Source organism: Luteibacter sp. NPDC031894 (assembly GCF_050273135.1).
Classification (GTDB): Bacteria; Pseudomonadota; Gammaproteobacteria; order Xanthomonadales; family Rhodanobacteraceae; genus Luteibacter.
The window spans coordinates 48,390-72,640 of the sequence record NZ_JBNNMV010000002.1; the positions used below are offsets into that span (position 1 = coordinate 48,390).

A 24,251-nucleotide genomic window follows, 5' to 3' on the forward strand; every position below is an offset into this window, starting at 1 on the left:
CGCCAGCTGGAAAATCAGTTTCGCAAGCAACGTTCCTGTGCCATCAGTCATGCACGAAACCCCTATAAAACAGGGCTCAAAACGCAATTCGATTACGCGTGTTTAATGCGCGCCGGCGCAACCTGAATCTGCGTCGGGGCAACCGCCCGGCGCACGACCGGTCCATCGATTTACGCTCGCCCCTTAGGCAGTCGCCGCGGGCGAGGACGCGAGACCCGGCTCGCCCATCCGCTTCCGCACGAGTTCGTGCACCGAGGCATGGCCATGTACGTCGCCCTTACCATGAATGCGCTCAACTATTATCCGCACAAGCTGGAGTTCGAGACCGCGCGGCAGGACGCCTCCCGGCGGCATAACTGGTCGCCGGGCTACTACGGCACCAGCGATGACGTCGCGCTGGGACACACCCTGGACGAAATCGCCGCGCGAGATCTTGCGCAGCCCGCGGCCCCTGCCGAGCCTCGCCAGGCCGCACCCGATGCGGATGTCGAAACGGCCGACGCCTAGCGCGCGTCGTCCGTGCCGCCCTCGGGCCGCTTGTAGACCACCCCACCCTTCATCACGAAGGTCACGTGCGCCAGCGTCCCGATGTCCTTCGTCGGATCCCCCGGGACGGCGATGATGTCGGCATCGAGGCCGCTGCGCAGCTGGCCGATATGGTCCTGCTGGCGCAGCACCTTTGCGTCGACCGCGGTGGCGGCCAGCAAGGCCTGGGCGGGTCGCATGCCGTCGCGCACCATCCACTCCAGTTCCTTGTAGTTCGTGCCGTGGGTGAACACGCCCACGTCGCTGCCGTTGCCGATGGTCACGCCGGCGTCCATCGCCCGCTTGAACGCCTGCGCCGATTTCTCGATGGCCTCCGTGGGCGGCTGGCCGGGCTTCCAACCGCCAAAATACTCGGCGTAGGCCGCACTCGCCTCGAGCGTCGGCATGTACGCGACGCCGTGCTTCTTCATGAGGGCGAACACTTCGGGTGTGCCGTCGTAACCGTGCTCGATGGTGTCGACGCCGGCAAGCACCGAACGCCGCATGCCTTCGGCCGTGCTGGAATGCACCGCCACGGGCAAGCCGAGCGAGTGCGCTATGTCGACGCCCGCCTTCAGTTCCTCCTCGGTGAACGTAGGCACGGAGCCCTTGCTCTTGCCGCAGTGGTAGTCGGCGTAGATCTTTATCCAGTCCGCGCCGTGCGCCGCCTGGTCGCGCACGGCGTCGATCATTTGCGCCGTTCCGCTCACCGGGATGCCGCCCTGCGGCAGGTCGATGTCGTCGCGGAAACCCAGCGGGCCAGGTCCGTAACAATGTCCCGCGATGGTCGCGCGCGTCGCGACGAAGAGGTGCGGACCAGGGATCAGCCCCTTGTCGATGGCGCGCTGAACGTCCACATCCGCATAGCCCGCACCTTCCGTACCCAGGTCGCGCAGGGCGGTGAAGCCGCTCATCAGCGTGTCGCGCGCGTGCTTCACCGCTTCCACGGTGCGGAACGCGAGCGTCTCCTTCAGTACCTGGTCGTTCCAGAGCGTCTCGTTGTACGGATGCAGGAAGATGTGCGAGTGCGCGTCGATCAGTCCCGGGAGCAGGGTCGTGCCGGGCAGGTCGATCGTCTGCGTACCGGCGGGTGCGCTGACCTTCGCCACGGGCCCGACGTCCGCGATCTTCCCGCCTTGCACGAGCACCACCCACCCTTCGTGCGTCTGCTCGTCACGGGCGTCGAAGACACGGTCGGCCTTGAGCAGGACCGAGTCAACGGACGGTGGCGCATCGGCACCGACGCACGCCATGGAGAACAACGACAGGGCAAGCAGCGCCCACAGCCTGGTGCGTCGAACCATTACGTTTCTCCCCTCGCAAACCAGTTATATGACCGAAATGGCACGTCGATTTCAACGAACAAGTCGCTCGTTTTCAATCGCCCGGACGGTACGTCCGCTCCACATGCCCCTGCAGATCCTCCGGCCAGAAATAGACTTTCCGCAAATTCCCGGTCGTATAGCGCTCGGCCTCGTCGTTGAAATGCTTCGAGGCCGGGTCGCCGCTTTCGCCGCCCGCCGTGATCGCCCTTGCACGCACCTTGTCGCCCAATTCGACAACGGCGACAAAGCTGTTGCCGCTGGTGCCGTAGTAGCGTTTCGTGCCGGGCCAGCGGTGGGCACCGAAGGACGCGAGCGAGCCCCAGCGCGATGAGGTGAAGGGCACGGGGATGCTTGGCTTCGCGTCGTCGAACGGCTGCTTGATGGCGCCGTCCACGCGCTGGAAGCGATTGACTTCACCCCAGGGCACGCCCCAGCTGCCGAAGTCCTTTTCCAGGCGGTCGGCGGCCTCGGCCAATGCGGCGAGGCGTGCCTGAGGCCCGGCCTTCTCGGCCATGACGTCGTAGATCGAAAGACCCTCGGCGGTGTCGAGTTTGCTGGCCTTGTCCCAGAGGATGTCGCCCCAGAACACCGCGAGCGACGTCGGCAGGGAGGCGATGCCCCAGCGGTAGTCCCAGGTGCGCAACAGGGCGACCGGACCGGCGAGCTGGCGTTTCATCGGATCGGTCGCCGGCAGTGCGTCGTAGTCCGCGATGAGGATCGGCAACTGGCGCGCGAACGCCGGGAGGTAGGGATCGAAAGCGGCGTCGATGAGCGAGGCGAGAGTGAATCCCTGGCGACCGGTAAGCACGCGGGTGGCATGCAGGCCGCGCGGATTCTCGCCGACGGCATCCATGTAGCGCGGGAAGTCCCCCTGCTTCGGGCTGTCCGGGCCGGCGGCCGAGTACGGCCAGTCGTTGGTGTTGAAGATCCATCCCGTCGCTGGATTGAACAACCGCGGGGCCTTGTCCAGCGGCAGCAGTCCCTTCCATTCGGTGTCGGGGTTGCTGCCATCCACCGGCTTCGTATAGTCGAAGCGATCGTCGCGTTTCGGTATGAACTGGGGATGCAGGTAGGCGATATTGCCCTTGTCGTCCGCGTAGATGGTGTTGTTCGACGAGTTCGCCTTGAATTCCGCTACCTTCATATAGGTGGCGTAGTCGTTGGCCTTGGTGCGCAGCCAGCTCTGCTGCAGCGCCTCCAGCGGCTTGTTCATCAGCGCCTCGGCGATCCACCTGTCTCCTTCCGCGCGGACGATGGGACCGTGGTGCGTGGCATACGTCGTGAAATGACGTTCGACGGTTGAACCGTCTGCGGAGCGAACCGGCACCACGATCTCACGCACGGTCACCGGCCGAAGCGCCTTTCCGTACCGGTAGAACAGCTTGCCGTCCTTGCGTTCGATCGTTTCCGCGAATTCGTCCACCACGTCCGCGCCGGTCGACGTATGCATCCAGCCGATGTGTTTGTTGAAGCCCTGGTAGATGAAGAACTGGCCCCAGGTCACGGCGCCATAAGCGTCCAATCCCTCGTCACTGGACATCTGCAGTTCCGAGCGGAAGAAGAAGGACGTGTGCGGGTTGATCAACAGCAGCGCGTGACCATCCGTGGTGAGCTTCGGCGCAATCGCGATCCCGTTCGATCCCGTCGGTTCGGCCCAGCTCGACGGAGGCACGACTTGCGCGAGCGCGCCGGCAGGATCCTTTCCGTAAAAGGCCTGAAGGCCGGACGGTTTCACCCGCTCGATGTCGCCACCGATGCTGCCCTCGCTGAAGCTGAGCGCCATCCACGGCTCGAAGCGACGGATCACGCGGGGATGCACGTCGGGATGCGTGGCGAGGTAGTAGTTGAGGCCGTCGGCCCAGGCGTCCATCAGGCCCTTGAGCCACGACGGCGCACGGCCGTACATCGCCTTCAGCTCCGTCTCGTCGACGAACAGGCGCTGGCGCAGATCGGTCCACAGCGCCGATTCGCCTTCGGCCTGCGCCATCCATCCCAGTGACGTGAGGTAATTGGTCTCGACGCGATTGAAGTCGTCTTCGGCCTGCGTATAAGCCATGCCGAAGACCGCATCGGCATCGCGCTTGCCATGGACATGCGCGATGCCCCAGTCGTCGCGGACGATCGTTACCGCGGCCGCCTCCTTCTTCCAGCGCGCGTCGTCGGCCGGTGCCGGACGCGCGAACGCGGCGGGGCTGGCAAGGACCAGTGCGAGAAACAGGAGGTTCCGGCGAAGGATCATCGGGGAGGGCTGCCGTGGAAGCGATCGTCGATGCTAGCGCCGTTACGCCGCGCCGGGTCAAGTGCCCGTCGTCCCGCATCGCGCTTCCGCGACGCCATCGGGCGTCGAGGTGCGTCTTCAGAGGTGCTTGGCGATCAGGTCGTGCAGCGTACGACATGCGTCCGGTATGCGTGTTTCGTCCGCCGTGGCGACGCCGAGGAGCAAACCGCGGTCGGCCTGGCTCTGCGGATCGAACCAGCGGCTGAGTGGTTCCGGCCCGAGTCCCAGGCCACGCGCTTCCTGCGCCATCGCGACATCGGGCGCGCCGTCGGGAAGGCGCAAGAGCACGCCGAGGCCACCGATGCGTACCTCGTAACCGAGGCCTTCGAGGGTCGCCCGCACCAGCTCGCCCCGCTCCGCGTAGATCCGCTTCATGCGCCGCAGGTGACGCATGTAGTGTCCCTCGCGCATGAAGTCGGCGATGGCATGTTGCACGGCCGGACCCGGCGAGGAGCCCAAGCACAGCACGAGCTCGTTGAAGCGCTCCACCAGGGCTGGCGGGACCACCACGAAACCCAGGCGAAGCGACGGGCTGACGGTCTTGCTGAACGATCCGATGTGGACCACGCGTCCGAAGCCGTCGAGCGAGGCGAGCGCGGGGGCGGCACGCCGCTTCAGCTGCAACTCGCCGAGATAATCGTCCTCGACGATCCATGCGCCGCGACGGGCGGCCCATCCGATCAGGTCCATACGGCGCTGCAACGACAGGGTGCCGCCGAGCGGCGCCTGCTGGCCCGGCGTCACCAGCACGACGTCGGCGTCGGGCGCGTGTGCGATGCCGTGGGCGATGTCCATGCCATCGTCGTCCACCGGCACCGGGACAGGCGTGACGCGCGCGAGCTCGAGCGCGCGGCGACTCTGGAAGAATCCCGGGTCTTCCATCCAGGCGGTACCGCCCTCGACCTCCAGCAGCCTGAGCACATGCCCAAGCGCACCGGTGAAACCGGCCATGATGAAGACCTGCGACGGGCGGCAGTCGAAGCCCCTGGCGAGCGCAAGATGAGCCGCGATCTCCCGCTTCAAGGCGAGCTCGCCACGAGGGTCGGGGTACACGGCGCGCGCTGCCGTTTCCGCACGGACCGCGTGCGCCCGCAGACGACCGAGCAGCCCGACGGGGAAACGGTCCGACGACGGCACGCCCATCTGGAACATGGTTGGCGGCGCAAGGAGGTGCGCGTACTGCGAGGGCGTCGCTTCGAGAGTCTCGGACGGGATGCCACTGCCCGCTCGAACGGCTTGCTTGGCCACCCTGGTGCCACCGGAACCGGCCGACACGACGACCTGCTCGTCCGCCAACCGCTCGTAGGCCGACTTGACGGTACCCCGTGCAACCCCGAGCTGCGCCGCCAGGGTGAGCCAGGACGGAAGCCTTGCACCCGGTGCCAGCGCGCCGCTTTCGATAGCCGCGAGAACGCCAAGACGGATCTGCTCCGCCAGCGTAGTGCTGGCGGCGCGATCGAGGCGGATATCCAGCAACGGCGTCATGAACGAGATGGTACATCCGGGTCGCGTATTCCTGGTCCTTTCCTGTGCACTGACGGGCGGCGCACCATGGCGCATCCCCCACGGAGTCACCCCATGAAACCGCGTCGAATCCTCACGATCCTGCTGTGCGCCAGCCTCACCGCCGTGTCGGCGGGTGCGGAAGCGCACGGTGCCGGCGACAACGTCAAGCCGAACTTCTCGCACGCCATTCCGAACATCCCCGGCAAGACACTCACCGCGGTCGAAGTCATGTACCCGCCGGGCGGCTCGAGCCAGCCCCACACCCACGCGAAATCCGCCTTCATCTACGCCTATGTCGTCTCCGGCGCGATCGAAAGCCAGGTCGACAATGGCGCGACGCGCACATACAAGGCGGGCGAGTCGTTCTACGAAGAGCCCGGCCAGCACCATGGCGTCAGCCGCAATGCGAGCAAGACGGAACCCGCGAAGCTGCTCGCCGTGTTCGTCGTCGACAGCAACGAAACGACCCTGACGACGCCGGATAAATGAGGTGGCCGTCGTGAACCTGTCCACCCACCGCCTCGGCGTCGCCATTCCCGACAGTCGCATCGCTCGCGAAGCGGCGGAGCTCCTCCGCGATACCGGGCACCACCTGTTGTTCCAGCATTCGCACCGCGTGTACTTCTGGGCGGCGTTGCTCGGCAAGCGCGAGAACCTGGCGTATGACCCGGAGCTCCTCTACACCGCGTCGATGTTCCACGACCTCGGCCTGACGGAGCGCTTCCACACGAGCCAGCTACGCTTCGAAGTGGACGGCGCCAACGCGGCACGGGACTTCCTGCGCGGCCATGGCATCGCCGAAGCGGACGCACAGAAGACCTGGGCGGCCATCGCCTTCCACACCACGCCCGGCATCCCCGAGTTCCTGCATGCGGAAGCCACCTTGCTCCACGTCGGCGCGGGCATGGACGTGGCGGGGCGGCACTACACCCAGTTCACGGACGAGGAGCTCGAGGCCGTGACACACGCGTATCCGCGCGAGAAGACCTTCAAGAACGACATCATCGACGTCTTCTACGACGGCATGAAGCACCGTCCCGCCAGCACCACCGGCACGTTCAACGACGATTTCATCGCTTGCAGGGATCCGAGCTTCCAGCGCGTGGACATGTGCAGCGTCATCGCCGCATCGCCCTGGGCGCACTGAGGCCCTAGCCTGCCGCGTGCGCCAGCGCGTAATCGATGGCCGCACGCACCGCCGCCACCTGCGCGTCATTGCACTGCTGCGGCGTGGCGCGCGGGCTATCGGGATAAACCTCGGTCGTGGTCGTGTAGCGGGCGTTCGTGATGCCCGCGCACAGCCCGAGCTGCTTCAACGCGTACTCGATGACACCCGGCGCCACCTGCGGGGAGCCAATGATCTCGCCGCTGGCGTCGGCCGGCGCGATGTGGGTGACCTGCGCGACGGCGTCGATGATCGCCTGCTGGAACGCCGGTTGCGGCTTGTCGCTGTCGTCCACGAGGTAGAAACCGTCCGGCACCTCGCCGGGCTCGAAAACCTTTCCGTCGCGTGCCGCCAAGGCGGGACGGAATTCGGATTCGTCGGAGTCGGTGGTCTCGTGCAGGTCGATGTGCATGAGGATGCGGTCGCGCAGCGGTGCCAGCAGTTTCACCAGGGCCGCCGCCTCGCCGGACGGGCTGCCCTCACGGAAGTTCCGGTTCGGATCGATGGCATCCGGATTCCAGCGGTTGATGCGCTCGTAGGCCCAGGGACTGACGCAGGGGACCACCAGGAGGTTCGCGCGGCCGGTGTAGTCGTCGCCATGGTCGCGCAGGAACTGCAACGCGCCGTGCACGCCGCTGGTTTCGTAGCCATGGACGCCGCCGGTGACGAGCATCACGGGAAGATCGTCGCGCCAGCCGCGGCTGCGCACGGCCAGCAGCGGGAAGGACTCACCAGCGTACTCGAGCGCGCCGTAGACGGACACGTCGAAGCGGTCGCGGAGCGACTCGATGGGCTGGAGGACCTCGTCCGCGTAGCTGCGACGCTTTACCTGGCGTGCGCGCCACTCGGCGATTTCCGCGGCGCCCCACGGATGCAGTGGCGTGCCGATGGGATAAGACGAAGGCGTGGTCATGGCGAGCGATCCCGAAATGGAGGGTTCTGGAAGGTAGCGATAGGCCGCGGCGGTTACATGCGCGCGGGCACGCGAATACCGAGCAAGTCGAGGGCCTCGGCCAGCACGCCACGCGTCAATCCGGCCAGCGCCAGGCGCGAGGCACGTTCCCCTTCGCTTGGCGCCGCAAGCACGGGGCATTCCGCGTAGAAGCGGCTGAAGGCTTGCGCGAGGTCGTAAGCGAAGTCGGCAATCTCGTTCGGTGCGTAACGGGCCGCCGCCGACGCAACGACATCGGGGAAGCGCGCGCACAGCAGCACCAACTGGCGCTCCGTGGGCTTGCGCACGTCGATGGAGCCGGCGGCGAAACCTTCCCGCGTGGCCTTCTCGAGCATCGACGAGATGCGCACGCACGCGTACTGCACGTAGGGGCCGGTCCGACCTTCGAAGGAGACCATGCGCTCGGCATCGAACACGTAACCCGAGGTGCGGTACGTCGACAGGTCCGCGAATTTGACGGCGGCGATGCCGATGGCGGCCGCCAGCTCGGACGCCTCGTCGGCGTCGCTCGGCGATGCATCGGTGGATTGCCGCGCTCGCGCCTTGTCCAGCGCGTCGGCGAGCAGGTCGCGAAGTTGCGCGACGCCGCCATCGCGGGTCTTGTACGGCTTGCCGTCGGCGCCGTTGACGGTGCCGAAGCCCACGTGGACCAATGTCGTGCCCTCGGCGAATCCCGCCACCTGCGCAGCGCGGAACACCTGGGCGAAGTGCAGCGATTGCCGCTGGTCGACCACGTAGACGATGCGCGCCGGACGATGCCGCGCCTTGCGATCGACGATCGTCGCGAGATCGGTGGTGGCATACAGTGCCGCGCCGTCGGATTTCTCGAGGAGCAACGGCGGCATCGGCGACTCGTCGTCGTCCCTCGCCACCTCGATTACCAACGCACCGTCGCTGCGAACCGCGACGCCGCGTGCGACAAGGTCGGCGATCATCCCCGGAATGAGCGGCTGGACGTGGCTTTCGCCCAGCAGTTCGTCGAAGTGAGCGTCCAGGGTCGTGAAATCGCGCGCCTGCGCATCCAGCGACACCCGGCGCACGGCTTCCCAGATTCGCATGTGGCGCTCGCTGCCGGACTGCAGCTCCGCCGTCGCGGCGCGCGCGATCGCCATCCGCTCGGGGTCCGCCTTGCACGCCGCGGCCACGCGTGGGTAGAGCTCCTGCAAGGTCTGCATGTCGAACGGCGGATCGTCGCGCCAAGGGCCGTCCTCGGCGAGTTCGGGCCAGCGCACGAGGGCCTCGGAAATCAGCATGCCCATCTGCAGGCCCCAATCGCCGAGGTGGACATCCCCGATCACGCGGTGGCCTTGCGCGGCGAGGATCCGCCGCAGGCTTTCGCCCAACACCAGCGATCGCAGGTGACCGACATGCAGCGGTTTGGCGACGTTGGGGCCGCCGAAGTCGATGACGATCGTCTCCGGCGATTGCGGCAGGATGCCGCCCCGCGGCGCGGCGGCCTGCGCTGCGGCGAAATGCGACAGGAGACCGTCGGACAGCCTGAGGTTGATGAAGCCAGGTCCCGCGATGCCGACCTCGGCAAAGTCGTCGAGCGTACCGAGTCGCTCCGCGACGGCGCTCGCCAACTCGCGTGGCGGACGCTTCAACCGTCCGGCGAGCGCCATGATGGCGTTGCATTGCAGGTCGCCCAACTCCGGGCGCTGTGCCGGCACGGCGCGCACACCCTCCGTGTCGAAGCCGCATGCGGCGAAGGCGTCGGCCAGGAGGCGATCGACATGGGCGAACAGGGTCGCGTCGGCGGACGACGGCATGGCGGGAATCCAGGAAGTCACGGTCACTCGATGTTCTGCACTTGCTCGCGCATCTGCTCGATCAGCACCTTGAGTTCGACCGCGGCGTTGGTGGTGCGCGAGTCGACCGACTTGGAGCCCAGCGTGTTCGCCTCGCGGTTGAATTCCTGCATGAGGAAGTCGAGGCGGCGTCCCACCGGTTCCTTCAGTGCCAGCACGCGGCGCGCCTCGGAAATATGGGTGGCCAGGCGGTCCAGTTCCTCATCCACGTCCATGCGGGTGATCTGCAGCACGAGTTCCTGCTCGAGGCGGCCCGGATCGGCCGGCTGGCGGATGTCCGCGAGGCGGGACTCGAGTCGCGCGCGCAGCGCCGTGCGGATCTCGGGGAGCCAGCCGCGGACGTCGGTCACGATCTTGTCGATGCCATCGAGGCGTTCACGCAGCATCTCGCCGAGCTTCGTGCCTTCGCGCCCGCGCGTGTCGCCCAGCGCCGCGAGCGCGCGATCGAGGACGTCGAACAGGGCGGCCTGCAGGGCATCGGCGTCCGCCTCCGGCTGCTGGAGCACGCCCGGAAAGCGCAGGAGCTCGGTGAACTGCACTTGCATGCGCGGAAAGCGCTGTTCCAGGTCCAGCGCCAGGTCGGACAGGCGCGAGAGCACCGCGCCATTGACGCGCAGGCCCTCTCCCGAGCCCGGTTCCGCGCGCAGGCGGACGGTGACGTCCACCTTGCCGCGCGAAAGGCGGGCGGCGATGCGTTCGCGCAAGGCGCTTTCGAAGCCACGCATTTCGTCGGGCAGGCGCGGGCTGATCTCGAGGTAACGGTGGTTGACGGTGCGCAGCTCGCAGGTGAGCGTGCCCGAGGGGCCGTTGCCCTCGGCGGAGGCATAGGCGGTCATGCTGCGGATCATCGGTTGCCTCGCGCTCGCGCGTCGGGAAAGGGCGCAATGGTAAACTGACCCACCGCCCGTGCCCAAATCAGGCCCCACATGACCCTTACCCGTCCTAGCGGGCGCGCCGCCGACCAGTTGCGCGCCGTCAGCATCGAACGCCATTACACCCGCCACGCGGAAGGCTCCGTGCTCGTTTCCTTCGGCGACACCAAGGTGCTCTGCACCGCGTCGATCGAGGAGCGCGTGCCGCCGTGGCTCCGCGGCAAGGGCGAGGGCTGGGTCACCGCCGAATACGGCATGTTGCCTCGCGCGACCACCGACCGGACCCAGCGTGAAGCCGCGCGCGGCGGCCAGGGTGGCCGCACCATGGAGATCCAGCGCCTGATCGGCCGCTCGCTGCGCGCCTGCGTGGATCGCGCCGCCCTCGGCGAGCGCGTGATCACCCTGGACTGCGACGTGATCCAGGCCGATGGCGGTACGCGCACGGCGGCGATCACGGGGGCCTATGTGGCCCTCGTCGACGCGGTGGCGACCCTCACCAAGCGCAACGCCATCAAGCGCAATCCGATCCTCGGCGCCATCGCCGCCGTTTCGGTCGGCGTCTATAACGGCGTGCCCGTGCTCGACCTCGATTATGCCGAGGATTCGAACTGCGACACGGACATGAACGTCGTGATGAACGACGGCGGCGGCTTCATCGAGGTCCAGGGAACGGCCGAGGGCCATGCCTTCCGCCGTGACGAAATGGACGCCCTGCTCGACCTCGCCAGCAAGGGCATCACGGAGCTGGTCGCTGCGCAGCGTGCCGCCCTGGAAGCCACGCCGTGAGCGAGGTCCGCGCCGCCACCGCCGCCGACCTCGAGGCCATCCTCGCCGTCCACCGCGCCGCTTTCGGCCGGGAAGCGGAAGCCGGACTCGTCAGGCGGCTGGTGCAGGCCGGTCGCGACGCGATCTCGCTGGTCGCCGTCGACGACGCCGACGCGGTGCTGGGCCATGTGCTGTTTTCGCCGGTCACGGTGGAGAAAGGCGACGACGGGAAGGCGCTCGGACTCGCGCCGATCGCCGTGCACCCCGACCACCAGCGCCAGGGCGTCGGCCGCTCCCTGATCGAGGAAGGCATCGGCGCCTGCTTCGTGCGCGACGCGCGGGCGATCTTCGTGCTTGGCTCTCCGGCGTATTACGGTGGCTTCGGCTTCGCCAAGGCCTCCGCGCACGGGCTCCATGATGCATTCGAAGGCGGCAACGCGTTCCAGGTACTGGCGCTCACCGTGGACGGCCTCGCCGGCTATGGCGGTCGTGTCGACTACGCGCCCGAATTCGCCGGAGGAGTCTGAGCGATGCGCATCGTGCTCGCTTCCGGCAATGCCGGGAAAGTGGTGGAACTGGAACATCTGCTCGCGGGCAGCGGCGTCGAACTCGTCCCGCAGACGGCGCTAGGCGTCGACGATGCCGACGAAACGGGCCTGACCTTCGTCGAGAACGCGCTGATCAAGGCGCGACACGCGGCGCGGATCACCGGCCTTCCCGCCCTTGCGGACGACTCAGGCATCTGCGTCGACGCCCTCGGCGGCGCACCCGGTCTTTATGCCGCACGCTATGCGGGAACGCACGGCGACAACGCCGCGAACAGGGCGAAGCTGCTGCGCGAACTCGCCGGCGTGCCGGCGGAACGGCGCCAGGCGTATTTCATCGCCGTGCTGGTGCTGCTGCGCCATGCGGACGATCCCGCGCCGCTGATCGCCGAGGGGCGCTGGCATGGCCGCATCCTCGAGGCGGAGCGCGGTACCGGCGGCTTTGGCTACGACCCGCTGTTCCTGCCCGAGGGCCACGACATCTCCGCGGCGGAACTCGAGCCGGCCCTGAAGAATCGGCTGAGCCATCGCGGACAGGCGCTGGCGACGCTCAAGGCGCGTCTGCCCGGCATCGCATGAGCCTTTCGCCGCCGCCGCTGTCGCTTTACGTGCACATGCCCTGGTGCGTGCGCAAATGCCCGTACTGCGATTTCAATTCGCACGGCGTGCGCGGCACGCCCGATTACGCGGCGTATACCGACGCCTTGCTCGCCGATCTCGACGCCGACCTGCGCGACTTCGGCGCGGCGTTGCACGGGCGCCCCGTCGAAACCGTGTTCTTCGGCGGTGGCACGCCGAGCCTGTTCTCGCCCGAACTCGTCGGACGCTTCCTCGACGGCGCGCGTGAACGCCTGCCCTTCGCGGCGGCTGCCGAAGTCACGCTGGAGACGAATCCGGGCACGGTGGAGCATGGCCGCTTCGACGGTTATCTCGCCGCCGGCGTCAACCGCATTTCCTTCGGCGTGCAAAGTTTCGACGACGACAAGCTGCGCCGCCTGGGACGCATCCATTCGTCGGACGACGCCGCGAATGCTGTGCGCGAGGCGCAGGACGCTGGCATCGACAACATCAACATCGACCTGATGTATGCGTTGCCGACGCAGAGCCTGGCCGGTGCACTCGATGACGTGGAGCGCGCCGTCGCGCTCGCGCCCACGCATGTGTCGCACTACCAGCTCACGCTCGAACCGAACACCGCCTTCGCCGCGAATCCTCCGCCGCTACCCGACGACGACGCGGCCTGGGCGATCCAGGAGGCCTGCGAGGCGCGCTTGGCCAGTGCCGGTTACGGGCAGTACGAGGTTTCGGCCTATGCGCGGCCCGGCCGACAGTGCGCGCACAACCTCAATTACTGGCGCTTCGGCGATTACCTCGGTATCGGCGCCGGCGCGCACGGCAAGATCAGCGACACGAATGGCGTGCGCCGCCGGTGGAAGAACCGCCTGCCGGCTGCCTACCTGGCGAGTGCCGGCCAACTGGCCCGGATCGGCGGCGACGGTCTCGTCGCCCCGGCGGACCTGCCGTTCGAGTACATGCTCAACGCACTGCGGCTGATCGACGGCGTGCCAGCAAGCGATTTCGCCGAGCGGACGGGCCTGCCCCAGGAGGCCATCGCCTCGGCGCGCGCCACCTGCGTCACCCGCGGGTGGCTGGTCGACGACCCGGCGGTCCTGAAAACCACGCCCCTAGGCCAGCGTTTCCTGAACGACGTCATCGAATCGTTCATGGCGTGAAAGCGCGCCTATTCCAATCGCCCTAAGCCATAAGCGAGCCGCTTGGTCGCTGGCGCGGGCGCCATACCGGCACCTAAACTCGTGACCGCAGGGTCGTGGAGGACCTCATCGCATGAGTGGAGGCACGCAGCCGCCGTACGGCCGGACGGGACCGCATCCCGTCGCCCTGTCGCCGCGTGCCGAACGCGAAGCACAGCAGGGCCTGTCGCTGTGCCTGACCTGGCTGGACATGCCGCTGCGTGAAGCATTGCGCGATTTCGACCGCCGCCTGTTCGCCGCCGCGGAAGCCAGTCGCAACCACCTCGAACAACAATCCTGTTTCGAAAGCCGCCTGATCGCCGAACGCGAAGGACCCGGATTCCGCAATCGATTCGCCGCGTACCTCTCGGATCGCTTTCGCCGCTTGGGCGAACCCCATGCCGGGAAGTCCGGCGCCGCGGGCGAGCACCTCACCCTCAGCCTGAGCCTGGTGGACCCCGAGGAACAGGAGCAGGCCGACGCGCTGGCGAGCATGGCGGCCCGTTGCGAAGCGCGCAGCGCCAGCAGCCTGTTCGAACTGGGCTACCGGCTCGCCGTGCTGGCGGGCACGGCACCGCTCGACGGGGAAGCGCTTCCCGCCGGACCGCGCGCGCTTACGGCCGCCCTCGATGCCGCCGTCGCGCCGATGCCGCTGGTGAATCCGCACCGCCTGCTGCTGTTCCAGGCCATGGACACGCATGTGCTCGGCCGCGGCGAAGCGTTCTATGGCGCATTGAACGAGCACTTCCGTACGCGCGGCGTCCTGCCCGGGTTCCGCGTGTATCCCAATGTGCGCATCGCCGCCACGCCCGCCAACGAGCGCCGCGCGAAACCGGCCGAGACGACAACCGACGCCGTGGCCGGCACGGGCGCGACGACGGCGACGGTCGAAGGACACATCGGCGTGCTCGAAGGCCTGCGCGCGTTGCTGGCCAGCCGCGTACAGAGTGGCCGCGGGGCGGGGTTCGCGCCGGGCCGGCTCGCTTCCGAGGACGAATTGCAGACGGCCTTGCTCGCCCTCCAAGGGCATGTCACCGACGTGGCCGATGCCGCGCAGCGCGAGATCCGCAGCGCACAGGCACTGCGCGACGAACTCATCCACCAGCTCAACCTCGGTCGGCCCGCCGGGTCGCCGCCCGCCGAGCTCACGATCGAGCAAGGCGATACGGTCGAACTGACGGCCATGCTGTTCCAGAGCCTCGGCCAGCAACTCGCGGCGGCCAGCCCGGGTCGCGCGGTCCTTGGCGGCCTGCAGTGGCCCATGCTGCGCGCCGCGGTGAACGACCGCGGCTTTTTCGACCAGGCGGAGCATCCCGCGCGCCAGTTGCTGGACACGGTCGGCGAGGCGGCGCAGCACTGGCTCGATCCGAAGGAAGGCGAGCCGGATGCCGGGCTGGTCGACCGCCTGGAGCGCCTCGTGGTCGAGGCCAGCCATGCGCAGGTCATCGATCCCACGTGGCGCGCGGACATCGAGCAACAGATCGCCCTGCTCTCGCGCAAGGCGCACGTCGCCGAGCGTCGCCAGATCGAGGCGATGGAGGGCCGCGACCGCCTGGAGCGCGCGCGTCAGCGCGCCACCGAGATCATGAACGAGCACATGGTGCGTGGCGCGGCGCCGCGCGGCGTGCTGCGCATCCTGCTCGAGCGGACCTGGGCCGACGTGCTCGCCCTGCACATCCTCCGCGGCGGCGAGAACGGCGAAGCGTTCCTGTATTGCATGGGCGTCACGGACCAATTGCTGGGTCGACGGCCCGTCGCCGATCCGCAGAAGTTGCGCCAGGACGTGGAGCGCGGGCTGGAGCACCTCGGCATGCATGCGGCCGAAGCCGCGCAGGTCGCGGCCGGCGTCTTCGAACCGCCGGGGAGTCAGAAAGAGGAAGGCCTCACGCCCACGGACGTGGCGCTGCGGCTGAAACAGCGACCACGGCTCGGGGAAGGCACGGCCCATGGCGAAGCGGTCGCGCCGGTCCAGCCCACGCCCCTCGATCCGGCCGCACGGGCGATCTACGACGGGTTCGCCAGCCTGCGCTTCGGCACCTGGTTCGAGTTCATCCAGCCGGACGGCGACATCGCGCTGCGCAAGCTGGCCTGGTTCTCGCCCGGCACCGGCCGCTGCCTGTTCGTGAACCAGCGCGGCGGACGCACCGAGGATATCGATCTCACCCGCCTCGCCCGGCTGATCGCCAGCGGCGAGGTACGCGAATGGAAGGAGCAGCGGATGTCGATCGTCGACCGGGCGTGGCGCGCCGTCGCGCGCAACCTGCGCCGTGAAAGCGTCATGGAACGCATGGCGGGCCACGCATGAACGACACGTCCGACCAGCGCCGCGCACAACGCAAGCGCGCCACCGCGCCCATTCCGGTGGTGGACGTCTTCAAGAATGAGCAGGTCATCGGCCAGCTCGGTAACCTTTCCACGAGCGGCGCGATGCTGCTGGTCTCGGGTGCACCCGTCCACGGCGGGGTGTACCAGGTGGCCTTCACGCTGCCTGACGCGCAGCACCGCGAACATCGGGTCGAGATCGGCATCCAGGAGCAATGGCACGAACCGGCGGCATCGGCGGGACATTTCTGGTCCGGCTACCGCATCGTCTCCGCCGGCGAAGACGACGTACGTGCCATCGACGAATGGATCGGACCACCCGCGGACTGAACGGAAGCCACCGACCATGCTTTACGATGCCCCCGGCGGAAGCCCACCATCCCTCGTCATGAGCGATGCCACCACCATCCTGGTCGACACGCAACTCGAACGCGACGATGCCGCCGCGGCCGCCACGGACCTGTACCGGCACCTGGTCGGCGACGGCACCATCGCGGCGCTTCCGAGCGACGACGACGAGCCGAGGTTCCGCGTGCTCGACGAACGTTTCGTCGCCGAGACCGGCATCCGTGCCATCGGGCTGCACGCCAGCGGCCACCGCTGGGGCGAAGATGGCCACGGCGGCGCGCACCTCCTCGACGGCGGTCGCGAGAATGGCATCTTCTGCCGCTACGACGGTGGCTTCACCATCCGCTGCCCCGAATGCCAAGGCGCCTTGTCGCTCGGCGACGAAGGCAGCGAAGCATTGGAGGAAGCGCTCATCGTGTGGTGCGACGCTCCCGATTCGGCGTACGTGGCCTGCCCTTCCTGCGCCACCTGGACGCCACTGCACCTCTGGCGTTCGCCCGGACACGACTTCGCGGTGGGACATTTCGCGATCACGCTTTACGGCGCGCACTTGCGGGGCTTGCTGGGTGGCGACGAATACGCGGCAACGATCCTGCGCCACCGGCTGGGTGACATCGCGGGCGACTACGCCGTGGTGTTCGCCAAGGCCTGAGTCCCTTTGGGATAGCAGGCTTGGCTCCGGCATCGCGGAGGCGCACCATTGGCGTTTGCCCCACGTCCCCGGAGATTCCCATGAACGACGCGCTGGCCGCGCTCTACCCCCAGCACCTCGCCACCTTGCGCGAGCGCACCGACACCGCGCTGGCCCGGGGCGGGTTCGAGCACCTCGTGGTGCCGGCCGGCCGGCCGATCACGAAGTTCCTGGACGACCAGGACTACCCGTTCATCACGAATCCGCATTTCAAGCATTGGTTGCCGCTGGTCGACGCACCGGGGAGCTGGCTCGTCTACACGCCGGGTGAAAAGCCCAAGCTGGTCTTCCTGCAGCCGCGCGACTACTGGCATGTCGTGCCGGAAGCACCCTCGGGCTACTGGGTTGACCACTTCGACATCGTCGTCGTGCGCAAGCCCGCGGACGCCATCGCCGAACTGCCGGCCACGCTGTCGCGCTGCGCCATCATCGGCGACCAGTACTGCAACCTGCAGGATGTCTGTGCCAACAATCCGCCCGCGGTGATCGACCACCTGCACTACCACCGTGCGTACAAGACACCGTACGAGCTCGAGCTGATGCGCGAGGCCAGCCGCCGCGGCACGCGCGGCCACCGCGCCGCGGAGCGCGCCTTCCGTCAGGGCGAGAGCGAACTGGGCATCCACCTCGCGTACCTGACCGCCGTCGGCCAGATCGATGCCGAGCTGCCTTACGCCAGCATCGTGGGTCTCAACGAGCACGGCGCCGTGTTGCATTACACGAACTTCGACCGCCGTGCGCCGGCCGAAAGCCGCTCCTTCCTCATCGACGCCGGCGCCAGCGCCTCAGGTTACGCGAGCGACATCACGCGCACGTATGCCGGCAGCCATGCGACTGACTTCCAGGAGCTGATCGATTCGGTGGACGCGGCCGAGCGCTCGTTCGTGGCGAAGGTTCGCGCGGGGCAGAGCTATCCCGACCTGCACGTGCACGCGCACCACGTGCTCGCCGGTGTCCTGCGCGACCACGGCTTCATCCGCATGAGCCCGGAAAGCGCCGTCGAGTCCGGCGTCTCGTCCGCCTTCTTCCCGCATGGCCTGGGCCACGGCATCGGGCTGCAAGTGCACGACGTCGCCGGCTTCCAGGCGGCGGAAACGGGCGGCACGATCGCCAAGCCCGACGGACATCCCTACCTGCGCCTCACGCGCAAGCTGGAGCCGGGCATGGTGGTGACCATCGAGCCGGGCATCTACTTCATCGACATGCTGCTGGCCGAACTCAAGGACAAGCCGTTCTCGGGCGACATCGACTGGGCGAAGGTGGATGCGTTCCGCAAGTACGGCGGTATCCGCATCGAGGACGACGTGGTGTGCACGACGGGCGAGCCGGAGAACCTGACGCGCGACGCATTCGCGTTGCTCTGACTTAGCGTTCCAGGGCTTCCGGGGCCTTGGGCACCATCGCGGTCATGACGTCCGGCGCACCTTTGGTCACCGCGACGTCATCCTCGATGCGGATGCCGATGCCACGCCAGCGCTCGTCCACGCGCTTGTCGTTCGGCGGGATGTAGATGCCCGGCTCGACGGTGACGACCATGCCCTCCTCGAGGATGCGCGGCTCGCCGTCGATGCGGTAGTCGCCCACGTCGTGCACGTCCAGGCCGAGCCAGTGGCCGGTCTTGCTGGGGAAATACGCCTTGTAGCTGCCGTCGGCGATGACGCGGTCGGCGCCGCCGCGCAGGATGCCGACGGCGCAGAGGCCTTCGGCGATGATCCGCACGGCGACCTCGTGGGCCTCCCCGAAGGAACGGCCGGGTCGCACCGCATCGATCGCCGCGAGCTGCGCCTCGTGCACGATTTCGTAGAGGGCGCGCTGCTCGCGGCTGAATCGCCCGCCCACGGGAAAGGTCCGGGTGATGTCGGAAGCGTAGCAATCGACTTCCGCACCGGCATCGATGAGCAGGAGGTCGCCCTCCTTCAGCGTCGCCCGATTGGCCTGGTAATGCATGATGCAGGCGTTGCTGCCGCCGGCCACGGTCGGCGGGAACGCCGGTACCGCACCCTGGCTCCGGATACTGCGCAGGATCTCGCCCTCCACTTCGTACTCGGCCACACCCGGACGGGCGATCGCCATCGCCGCGAGGTGCGCGGCGCCAGCCACCTGGGCCGAGCGCCGCATGAGCGCCAGTTCGTCGCGCGACTTGAACAGGCGCAGGTCGTGTAGCAGGTGGCCCAGCGCCACGAGGTCCTTGGGCGCGACGCCGCCACCGCGGGCGGTGCGCAGGCGGCGCATCCAGGCGAGCAGACGGGCGTCGAAATCGGGCTCTTGCCCGAAGTGGCAATACACCCGCGAACGGCCTTCGATCATGCCGGGCAGGATGTCGTCGATGTCGTCGATCGGGAACGCGTCGTCGAGGCGCAGTTCGCGCGCGGCGCGGTCCGTGCCCATGCGCTCGCCGTCCCAGCGCTCGCGATCCGCGTCCCGCTCCCGGCAGAACAGCACGCTTTCGCCGTGGGCACGGCCGGGAAGCAGGGCCAGCACCGCGTCCGGCTCCCCAAAACCCGTGAGGTAGTGGAAGTCCGAGTCCTGCCGGTAAGGCCAGGGCGCGTCCGCGTTACGCATGCGTTCCGGGGCGGCGGCGAGGATCAGCACCGCGTCCTCGCCAGCCATGTGCATCAGCTCCCGGCGACGCCGGGCGTATTCCGTCGCGGCGATCAATGCAGCGTGTCGCTCGCCGGTTCGTTCCGGCCGCCGGCCTCGGCGTGGAGCAGGAGCGCCCCGACGCGGACGAATTCCTCGATCTCGGTGAGCGACTCCTCGTCGCCCTCCACGTCCTCGTCGAGCACGAATTCGGTGGCGGCGATGGTAGCCATGTCCTTCAGCACCTCGCGCGCGTCTTCGCTCAGTGCCTTCGCCGTCTCCGCGGTGCCACCCAGGCCGAAACCGCCGAGGAAGCCGCGGGTCCATTCGGTGAGTCCTTCGGCGCGCTCGGCCAGGGGCGCGTCTTCCTCGGGGAGCCAGGGACCGAAGGTAAGGTCGGTATCGGCGAGCCACGCTTCCGTCTGGTGGCGCAGTCGCGCCAGCATGGCCTGCTCGTCCGCGCTCGGCGCCGGGTCGGGCTCGATCTGCAGGGCGTCCAGCACCGAACCGTGCGAGAAGCGCCCGCCCGCGCTGATGTAACCCACCAGCGAGCCGTGGAATTCGCTGACCGAGGTGGCCAGCTTGCAACGCCCGATCAGTTCGGCGATGTCTTCGGGGTCGACGGTCTGGTTGGCCGGCATGGCGGTACTCCTCGGGCGTGGAACCAAAGTCTAATGCAGAGGGCGTACTTCACGGGCTGCCGACAAGCCCGGACCTCCTGTTATAGTCCGCGCATGACGACCCCGGATGCCTTCAAGACCGAACTGGAAGCCTTGAGCGCCACGCTCGACCGGCTCGTCGACACCGTGCGCCGCCTTTCCGAGGAAAACCGCAGCCTGCGCCACAGCCAGGAACAGCTGGCGAACGAACGCGCGGGACTCATGGCACGCAACGAACAGGCGCGTAGCCGTGTGGAAGCGATGATCCAGCGCCTGAAGGCGCTCGAGAACACGGGCTGATCCGTCACATGAATGCAACCGCCAGTGAACCGGTTTCCCTGCGCCTGCTCGATCGCGAGTTCCATATCGCCTGCGCCCCCGAGGAGCGCCCCGGCCTGATCGCCGCGGCCCAATTCCTCGACGGGAAGATGCGCGAGTTGAAATCCAATGCAAAAGTGCCCGGTTTCGACCGCCTGGCCGTGCTGGCGGCCGTGAGCATCGCTCACGAACTGCTCACGCTGCGCAAGGAGCACGACTCCCAGGAACAGGTGCTGACCGACGGATTGGCCGCCCTGCGAAGAAAGCTTGATGGTCTGCTCGACGCATCGGTAAAATAGGCGACAGGCGTTCCCTGCGGTGTTCGCCAGCGCACTTTACATTTGCCTTGTTCCTACATACGACCCCGGGTCGGCTTTTCGCGACTGTTGTGCATGTCCGCCTCGTACGGAAAGCCTCGAAGTTGCGTAGCCCTCCCACCTGATCCTTTGGATCAAGGTCGTTTGGTGCGCAGCGGCATCGCGGAGAACGCCTCTCCATTCCAGCCGACCGGCCCCCAGGGCCGGTCAGCGTCGGACCCGCGGCACCGGGTGCGGCGGCTCGACGGCGACCTTGCCTGTGCCGTTCAGCTGAACGACCATGTCAAAGCTTCCCGAGAGACGTGAACTGCGAGCCGACCTCGCGCAACGCCGCCGCCAGTTGAAGCCGGCCGAGCGCGTCGCGGCAGCCCAGGGGCTGCGCCAGTCGCTCGAGCAGTTGCCGGAATTCCTCACGGATACCCATGTGGCCGGCTACTGGGCCACCGGCGGCGAACTGCCGCTCAACCTGGCCATCGCACCGATGGCCGAGCGCGGCCAGACCTTCTACCTCCCCGTCGTCACGAAATGGGGTGGCAAGCGCAGGCTCCGCTTCGCGCCGTGGACCACGGGCGAGGACGTGGAAGCCAACGAAATGGGCATTCCCGAGCCCAAGGCCGCCGAGCGCATCGTCGAGGCGGACAAGCTCGACCTCGTGCTGGTGCCCCTGCTCGGCTTCGACCGGCGCGGTAATCGACTCGGCTTCGGCGGCGGGTATTACGACCGCAGCTTCGAATTCCTGCGCGGGCAGAAGCGCCCGGCACAGCCCTTGCTGGTCGGCGTGGCTTACGACTTCCAGGAAATCGACGCGATCGAGACCGCCGAGTGGGACATCCCGCTCGATTACATCGCGACCGACAAGGAACTGATCGACTGCACGGGCGGCGACGCGTGAAGTACTGGCTCATGAAGTCGGAGCCGGACACCTTCTCGATCGACGATCTGCAGCGCAAGGGCGTCGAGGCCTGGGACGGCGTGCGCAATTACCAGGCGCGCAACTTCATGCGCGACGGCATGAAAGTCGGCGACAAGATCTTCTTCTACCACTCGAATACCGAGGTGCCCGGCATCGTCGGCATCGCTTCGGTCGCGTCGCCCGCCTATCCGGACGAAAGCCAGTTCAACCGCAAGTCCAAGTATTACGACGAGAAGAGCACGCGCGAGCAGCCGCGCTGGATGCTGGTCGACGTGAAGTTCGAGCGCAAGCTCGCGCGGAACATCTCCCTCGACGAATTGAAGGGTTACGAAGAACTCGCCGACATGCCGCTGGTGCGCAAGGGCAACCGCCTTTCCGTGATGCCGGTGGCGAAGGGCGACTGGGACTTCATCCTCACGCTGGAAAAACGATGAGCCAGGACAACGAGAAGCGTCTCGCGGCGGAAACCGCCGCCTTCCGCTACGTGGGCGACGGCGCCTTCAAGAACGGCATCATCGGCGTGGGCACCGGTTCCACGGTGAATTTCTTCATCGACGAGCTCGGCCAGTACCGCGACAGGATCAAGGCAGCCGTCTCCAGTTCCGAGGCGTCCAGCGAGCGCCTGCGCAAGCTCGGCATCGACGTGATCGACCTCAACGCCGCCGGCCGGCTCGACCTCTATGTCGATGGCGCGGACGAGTGCGATCCGCACAAGCGCCTCATCAAGGGCGGCGGCGCCGCGCTCACGCGCGAGAAGATCGTCGCCGCCGCGTCGGACCGCTTCGTCTGCATCATCGATGCGAGCAAGCAGGTCGACGTGCTGGGCGCGTTCCCCCTGCCGATCGAAGTGATCCCGATGGCGCGCAGCCACGTGGCCCGCGAGATCGTCGCCCGCGGCGGACAGCCGGTGTGGCGCGACGGCGTCGTCACCGACAACGGCAACTGGATCCTCGACGTCCACGGGTGGCGCATCGCCAATCCGGTGGAACTGGAAGCCGACCTCAACCAGATCGTCGGCGTCGTCGCCGTCGGGTTGTTCGCGAAACGCCCCGCAGACGTGGTCATCGTGGGCAATCGCGAGATCTGAGACCCTCGGCGACCAAACTGCGGCAGATTGCTCGGTGGGAGCCGACCCGCCACGATCGGGTAACCTCGCTCCATGACGCTCGAAACCATCCTCCTCATCGTCCTGCTGCTGGTCGGCCTCGGTTGCCTCGGCCTCCTGATCGCCCTCCTCACCAAGGGGAGGCAAGACGACGGCCACGCCGCCCGCCTCGACACGCTGCGTGACGACACCCGCCGGCTCGAAGCGCTCATCCGCGAGGAACAACGCGCGGGCCGCGGCGAACTCGGCGAGAGCCTCGGGCAGTTCCGCGGTCATGTGCAGGAGCAATTGCAGATCGCCGCGGAGCGCCAGCACGAGCGCATCGAGGGCTTCGGCCGCCGTCTCGACCAGCTCACCGAGCGCACCGACATCGGCCTGCAAACGCTCCGCCAGGGCCTGGCCGAGGATGCGCGGAAGACGCGCGAGGAATCCGCGCTCACGCTCAAGCGTTTCGGCGAGCTGATCGACCAGCGCTTCGCCGCCCTCACCGGTGAAAACGAGAAGCGCCTCGGCGAAGTCCGCGCCACGCTGGAGACCCGCCTGGGCGCCATCCAGCAGGACAACGCGGCGAAGCTCGAGCAGATGCGCGCCACCGTGGACGAGAAGCTCCAGGCAACGCTGGAAACCCGCCTCGGCCAGTCGTTCCAGCTCGTTTCGGAGCGGCTGGAGGCCGTGCAGCGAGGCCTCGGCGAGATGCAGGCCCTGGCGGCCGGCGTGGGCGACCTGAAGCGCGTGCTGACCAACGTGAAGACCCGCGGCACCTTCGGCGAGGTCCAACTGGGCGCATTGCTCGAGCAGATCCTCGTCGCCGAGCAGTACGCCGCCAACGTGGCGACCGTGCCTGGCTCGGCGGAACGCGTGGAGTACGCCATCCGCCTGCCGGGCACCGAGGACGGCAGTCCCGTCTGGTTGCCTATCGACGCCAAGTATCCGGTGGAGGACTACCAGCGCCTGCTCGACGCGCAGGACGCCGCGGATGCCGACGGCGCGCACCTCGCCGGCAAGGCGCTGGAGCTGCGCGTGCGCGAGGAAGCGAAGCGCATCCGCGCCAAGTACATCGCTCCGCCGCACACCACGGACTTCGCCATCCTGTTCCTCCCCACAGAAGGCCTCTACGCCGAAGTGATCCGCCGGCCCGGGCTGTCGGACCAGTTGCAGAGGGAATGCCGGGTCACCGTCGCCGGCCCGACCACGCTTACCGCGCTCCTCAACAGCTTGCAGATGGGCTTCCGCACGCTGGCGATCGAGAAGCGCTCATCGGAGGTCTGGCACGTGCTCGCCGCGGTGAAGAACGAGTTCGGCAAGTTCGCCACCGTGCTGGAGAAGACCCGCAAGCAGCTGGATACCGTGCGCAACAGCATCGACACCGCCGGCGTGCGCACCCGCGCTATCGAACGCAAGCTGCGCGGCGTGGAGTCGCTGGGACCAGATGAATCCCAGGCCCTGCTGGACATCGTGCCGGGCCTGGACGATACCGATACCACGGAGCCCGCCGAGGACTAGCAG

At 67.7% G+C, this 24,251-nt stretch carries 25 protein-coding genes and 1 other RNA gene; 18 read left to right on the forward strand and 8 right to left on the reverse strand.

All coding sequences use genetic code 11. The features are described 5' to 3' along the window. Positions 1-264: 264 nt before the first annotated feature. Positions 265-507 carry a hypothetical protein gene (locus ACQKIE_RS06160; RefSeq protein WP_427456912.1) on the forward strand — a complete coding sequence of 81 codons (243 nt, stop codon included), beginning with the start codon at positions 265-267 and terminating at the stop codon, positions 505-507. Here the strand turns inward: ACQKIE_RS06160 and ACQKIE_RS06165 are convergent. From ACQKIE_RS06165 to ACQKIE_RS06175, 3 genes are all read right to left on the reverse strand, one after another. Then, positions 504-1,829 carry an amidohydrolase family protein gene (locus ACQKIE_RS06165; RefSeq protein ID WP_427456914.1) on the reverse strand — a complete coding sequence of 442 codons (1,326 nt, stop codon included), beginning with the start codon at positions 1,827-1,829 and terminating at the stop codon, positions 504-506. The genes ACQKIE_RS06160 and ACQKIE_RS06165 overlap by 4 nt on opposite strands. A 73-nt stretch (positions 1,830-1,902) precedes the next feature. Next, the gene (locus tag ACQKIE_RS06170; RefSeq protein ID WP_427456916.1) at positions 1,903-4,089 is read right to left on the reverse strand and encodes a penicillin acylase family protein; all 2,187 of its coding nucleotides are present in this window, start codon (positions 4,087-4,089) and stop codon (positions 1,903-1,905) included. A 117-nt stretch (positions 4,090-4,206) separates the two neighbouring features. Continuing rightward, positions 4,207-5,613, reverse strand: a complete 1,407-nt coding sequence (locus tag ACQKIE_RS06175; protein WP_427456918.1) for a PLP-dependent aminotransferase family protein — start codon at positions 5,611-5,613, stop codon at positions 4,207-4,209. A gap of 93 nt (positions 5,614-5,706) precedes the next feature. Here ACQKIE_RS06175 and ACQKIE_RS06180 point away from each other — a divergent pair, with 93 nt between their 5' ends. Next, on the forward strand, positions 5,707-6,123 hold the full coding sequence (locus ACQKIE_RS06180) for a cupin domain-containing protein (protein ID WP_427456920.1): 417 nt from the start codon (positions 5,707-5,709) through the stop codon (positions 6,121-6,123). Between the two features lie 10 nt (positions 6,124-6,133). Beyond that, positions 6,134-6,781 (forward strand): HD domain-containing protein, encoded by a 648-nt coding sequence (locus ACQKIE_RS06185; protein ID WP_427456922.1) that lies wholly within the window; start codon positions 6,134-6,136, stop codon positions 6,779-6,781. A 4-nt stretch (positions 6,782-6,785) separates the two neighbouring features. Here ACQKIE_RS06185 and ACQKIE_RS06190 read toward each other — a convergent pair whose 3' ends face one another. Genes ACQKIE_RS06190 through ACQKIE_RS06200 form a run of 3 tightly spaced genes read right to left on the reverse strand, consistent with a single transcriptional unit; the run spans position 6,786 to position 10,407 of the window. Then, positions 6,786-7,712, reverse strand: a complete 927-nt coding sequence (locus tag ACQKIE_RS06190) for a M14 family metallopeptidase (RefSeq protein ID WP_427456924.1) — start codon at positions 7,710-7,712, stop codon at positions 6,786-6,788. 53 nt (positions 7,713-7,765) lie between these two features. Beyond that, entirely contained in the window at positions 7,766-9,520 is a 1,755-nt protein-coding gene (gene argS / locus ACQKIE_RS06195) for an arginine--tRNA ligase (protein ID WP_427456926.1), read from the reverse strand. A 23-nt stretch (positions 9,521-9,543) separates the two neighbouring features. Further along, on the reverse strand, positions 9,544-10,407 hold the full coding sequence (locus ACQKIE_RS06200; RefSeq protein WP_427456928.1) for a YicC/YloC family endoribonuclease: 864 nt from the start codon (positions 10,405-10,407) through the stop codon (positions 9,544-9,546). Between the two features lie 78 nt (positions 10,408-10,485). Between ACQKIE_RS06200 and rph the strand changes: the two genes are divergently transcribed. From rph to pepQ, 8 genes are all read left to right on the forward strand, one after another. Continuing rightward, a complete protein-coding gene (gene rph / locus ACQKIE_RS06205) occupies positions 10,486-11,217 on the forward strand; it encodes a ribonuclease PH (protein ID WP_427456930.1) in 732 nt (243 codons plus the stop codon). Further along, a complete protein-coding gene (locus ACQKIE_RS06210; RefSeq protein WP_427456932.1) occupies positions 11,214-11,723 on the forward strand; it encodes a GNAT family N-acetyltransferase in 510 nt (169 codons plus the stop codon). Before rph ends, ACQKIE_RS06210 begins: the two co-directional genes overlap by 4 nt. A 3-nt stretch (positions 11,724-11,726) precedes the next feature. Further along, entirely contained in the window at positions 11,727-12,320 is a 594-nt protein-coding gene (gene rdgB, locus ACQKIE_RS06215; protein WP_427456934.1) for an RdgB/HAM1 family non-canonical purine NTP pyrophosphatase, read from the forward strand. Next, entirely contained in the window at positions 12,317-13,474 is a 1,158-nt protein-coding gene (gene hemW, locus ACQKIE_RS06220) for a radical SAM family heme chaperone HemW (RefSeq protein WP_427456936.1), read from the forward strand. The genes rdgB and hemW overlap by 4 nt, the downstream gene beginning before the upstream one ends. A 112-nt stretch (positions 13,475-13,586) precedes the next feature. After that, complete coding sequence (locus tag ACQKIE_RS06225) at positions 13,587-15,797, forward strand: DUF1631 family protein (RefSeq protein WP_427456938.1); 2,211 nt, start codon at positions 13,587-13,589, stop codon at positions 15,795-15,797. Next, positions 15,794-16,144 carry a PilZ domain-containing protein gene (locus ACQKIE_RS06230; protein WP_427456940.1) on the forward strand — a complete coding sequence of 117 codons (351 nt, stop codon included), beginning with the start codon at positions 15,794-15,796 and terminating at the stop codon, positions 16,142-16,144. The genes ACQKIE_RS06225 and ACQKIE_RS06230 overlap by 4 nt, the downstream gene beginning before the upstream one ends. A gap of 16 nt (positions 16,145-16,160) precedes the next feature. Then, positions 16,161-16,814 carry a hypothetical protein gene (locus ACQKIE_RS06235; RefSeq protein ID WP_427456942.1) on the forward strand — a complete coding sequence of 218 codons (654 nt, stop codon included), beginning with the start codon at positions 16,161-16,163 and terminating at the stop codon, positions 16,812-16,814. An 80-nt stretch (positions 16,815-16,894) separates the two neighbouring features. Continuing rightward, entirely contained in the window at positions 16,895-18,217 is a 1,323-nt protein-coding gene (pepQ, locus tag ACQKIE_RS06240; protein ID WP_427456944.1) for a Xaa-Pro dipeptidase, read from the forward strand. Between the two features lies 1 nt (position 18,218). Here pepQ and ACQKIE_RS06245 read toward each other — a convergent pair whose 3' ends face one another. Next, positions 18,219-19,511: an aminopeptidase P N-terminal domain-containing protein gene (locus tag ACQKIE_RS06245; RefSeq protein ID WP_427456946.1), complete on the reverse strand. Its 1,293-nt coding sequence runs from the start codon at positions 19,509-19,511 to the stop codon at positions 18,219-18,221. Next, positions 19,508-20,074, reverse strand: a complete 567-nt coding sequence (locus ACQKIE_RS06250; RefSeq protein WP_427456948.1) for a UPF0149 family protein — start codon at positions 20,072-20,074, stop codon at positions 19,508-19,510. Before ACQKIE_RS06250 ends, ACQKIE_RS06245 begins: the two co-directional genes overlap by 4 nt. A 93-nt stretch (positions 20,075-20,167) precedes the next feature. Between ACQKIE_RS06250 and ACQKIE_RS06255 the strand changes: the two genes are divergently transcribed. The 7 genes from ACQKIE_RS06255 to rmuC all read left to right on the forward strand — a co-directional run bounded on the left by ACQKIE_RS06255 (position 20,168) and on the right by rmuC (position 24,248). After that, positions 20,168-20,392, forward strand: coding sequence for a TIGR02449 family protein (locus ACQKIE_RS06255; protein ID WP_427456950.1), 225 nt, complete (start codon positions 20,168-20,170; stop codon positions 20,390-20,392). A gap of 8 nt (positions 20,393-20,400) precedes the next feature. After that, positions 20,401-20,709, forward strand: coding sequence for a cell division protein ZapA (locus ACQKIE_RS06260; RefSeq protein ID WP_427456952.1), 309 nt, complete (start codon positions 20,401-20,403; stop codon positions 20,707-20,709). Positions 20,710-20,717: 8 nt separating this feature from the next. Beyond that, a non-coding RNA gene (gene ssrS / locus ACQKIE_RS06265) (6S RNA) lies at positions 20,718-20,900 on the forward strand. A 107-nt stretch (positions 20,901-21,007) separates the two neighbouring features. Next, complete coding sequence (locus ACQKIE_RS06270) at positions 21,008-21,619, forward strand: 5-formyltetrahydrofolate cyclo-ligase (RefSeq protein WP_427456954.1); 612 nt, start codon at positions 21,008-21,010, stop codon at positions 21,617-21,619. Positions 21,620-21,630: 11 nt separating this feature from the next. Beyond that, positions 21,631-22,074, forward strand: a complete 444-nt coding sequence (locus tag ACQKIE_RS06275; RefSeq protein ID WP_427458389.1) for an EVE domain-containing protein — start codon at positions 21,631-21,633, stop codon at positions 22,072-22,074. Then, entirely contained in the window at positions 22,071-22,727 is a 657-nt protein-coding gene (gene rpiA / locus ACQKIE_RS06280; RefSeq protein ID WP_427456956.1) for a ribose-5-phosphate isomerase RpiA, read from the forward strand. The genes ACQKIE_RS06275 and rpiA overlap by 4 nt, the downstream gene beginning before the upstream one ends. Before the next feature lie 72 nt (positions 22,728-22,799). Further along, the gene (gene rmuC, locus ACQKIE_RS06285; protein ID WP_427456958.1) at positions 22,800-24,248 is read left to right on the forward strand and encodes a DNA recombination protein RmuC; all 1,449 of its coding nucleotides are present in this window, start codon (positions 22,800-22,802) and stop codon (positions 24,246-24,248) included. Positions 24,249-24,251: the final 3 nt, after the last annotated feature.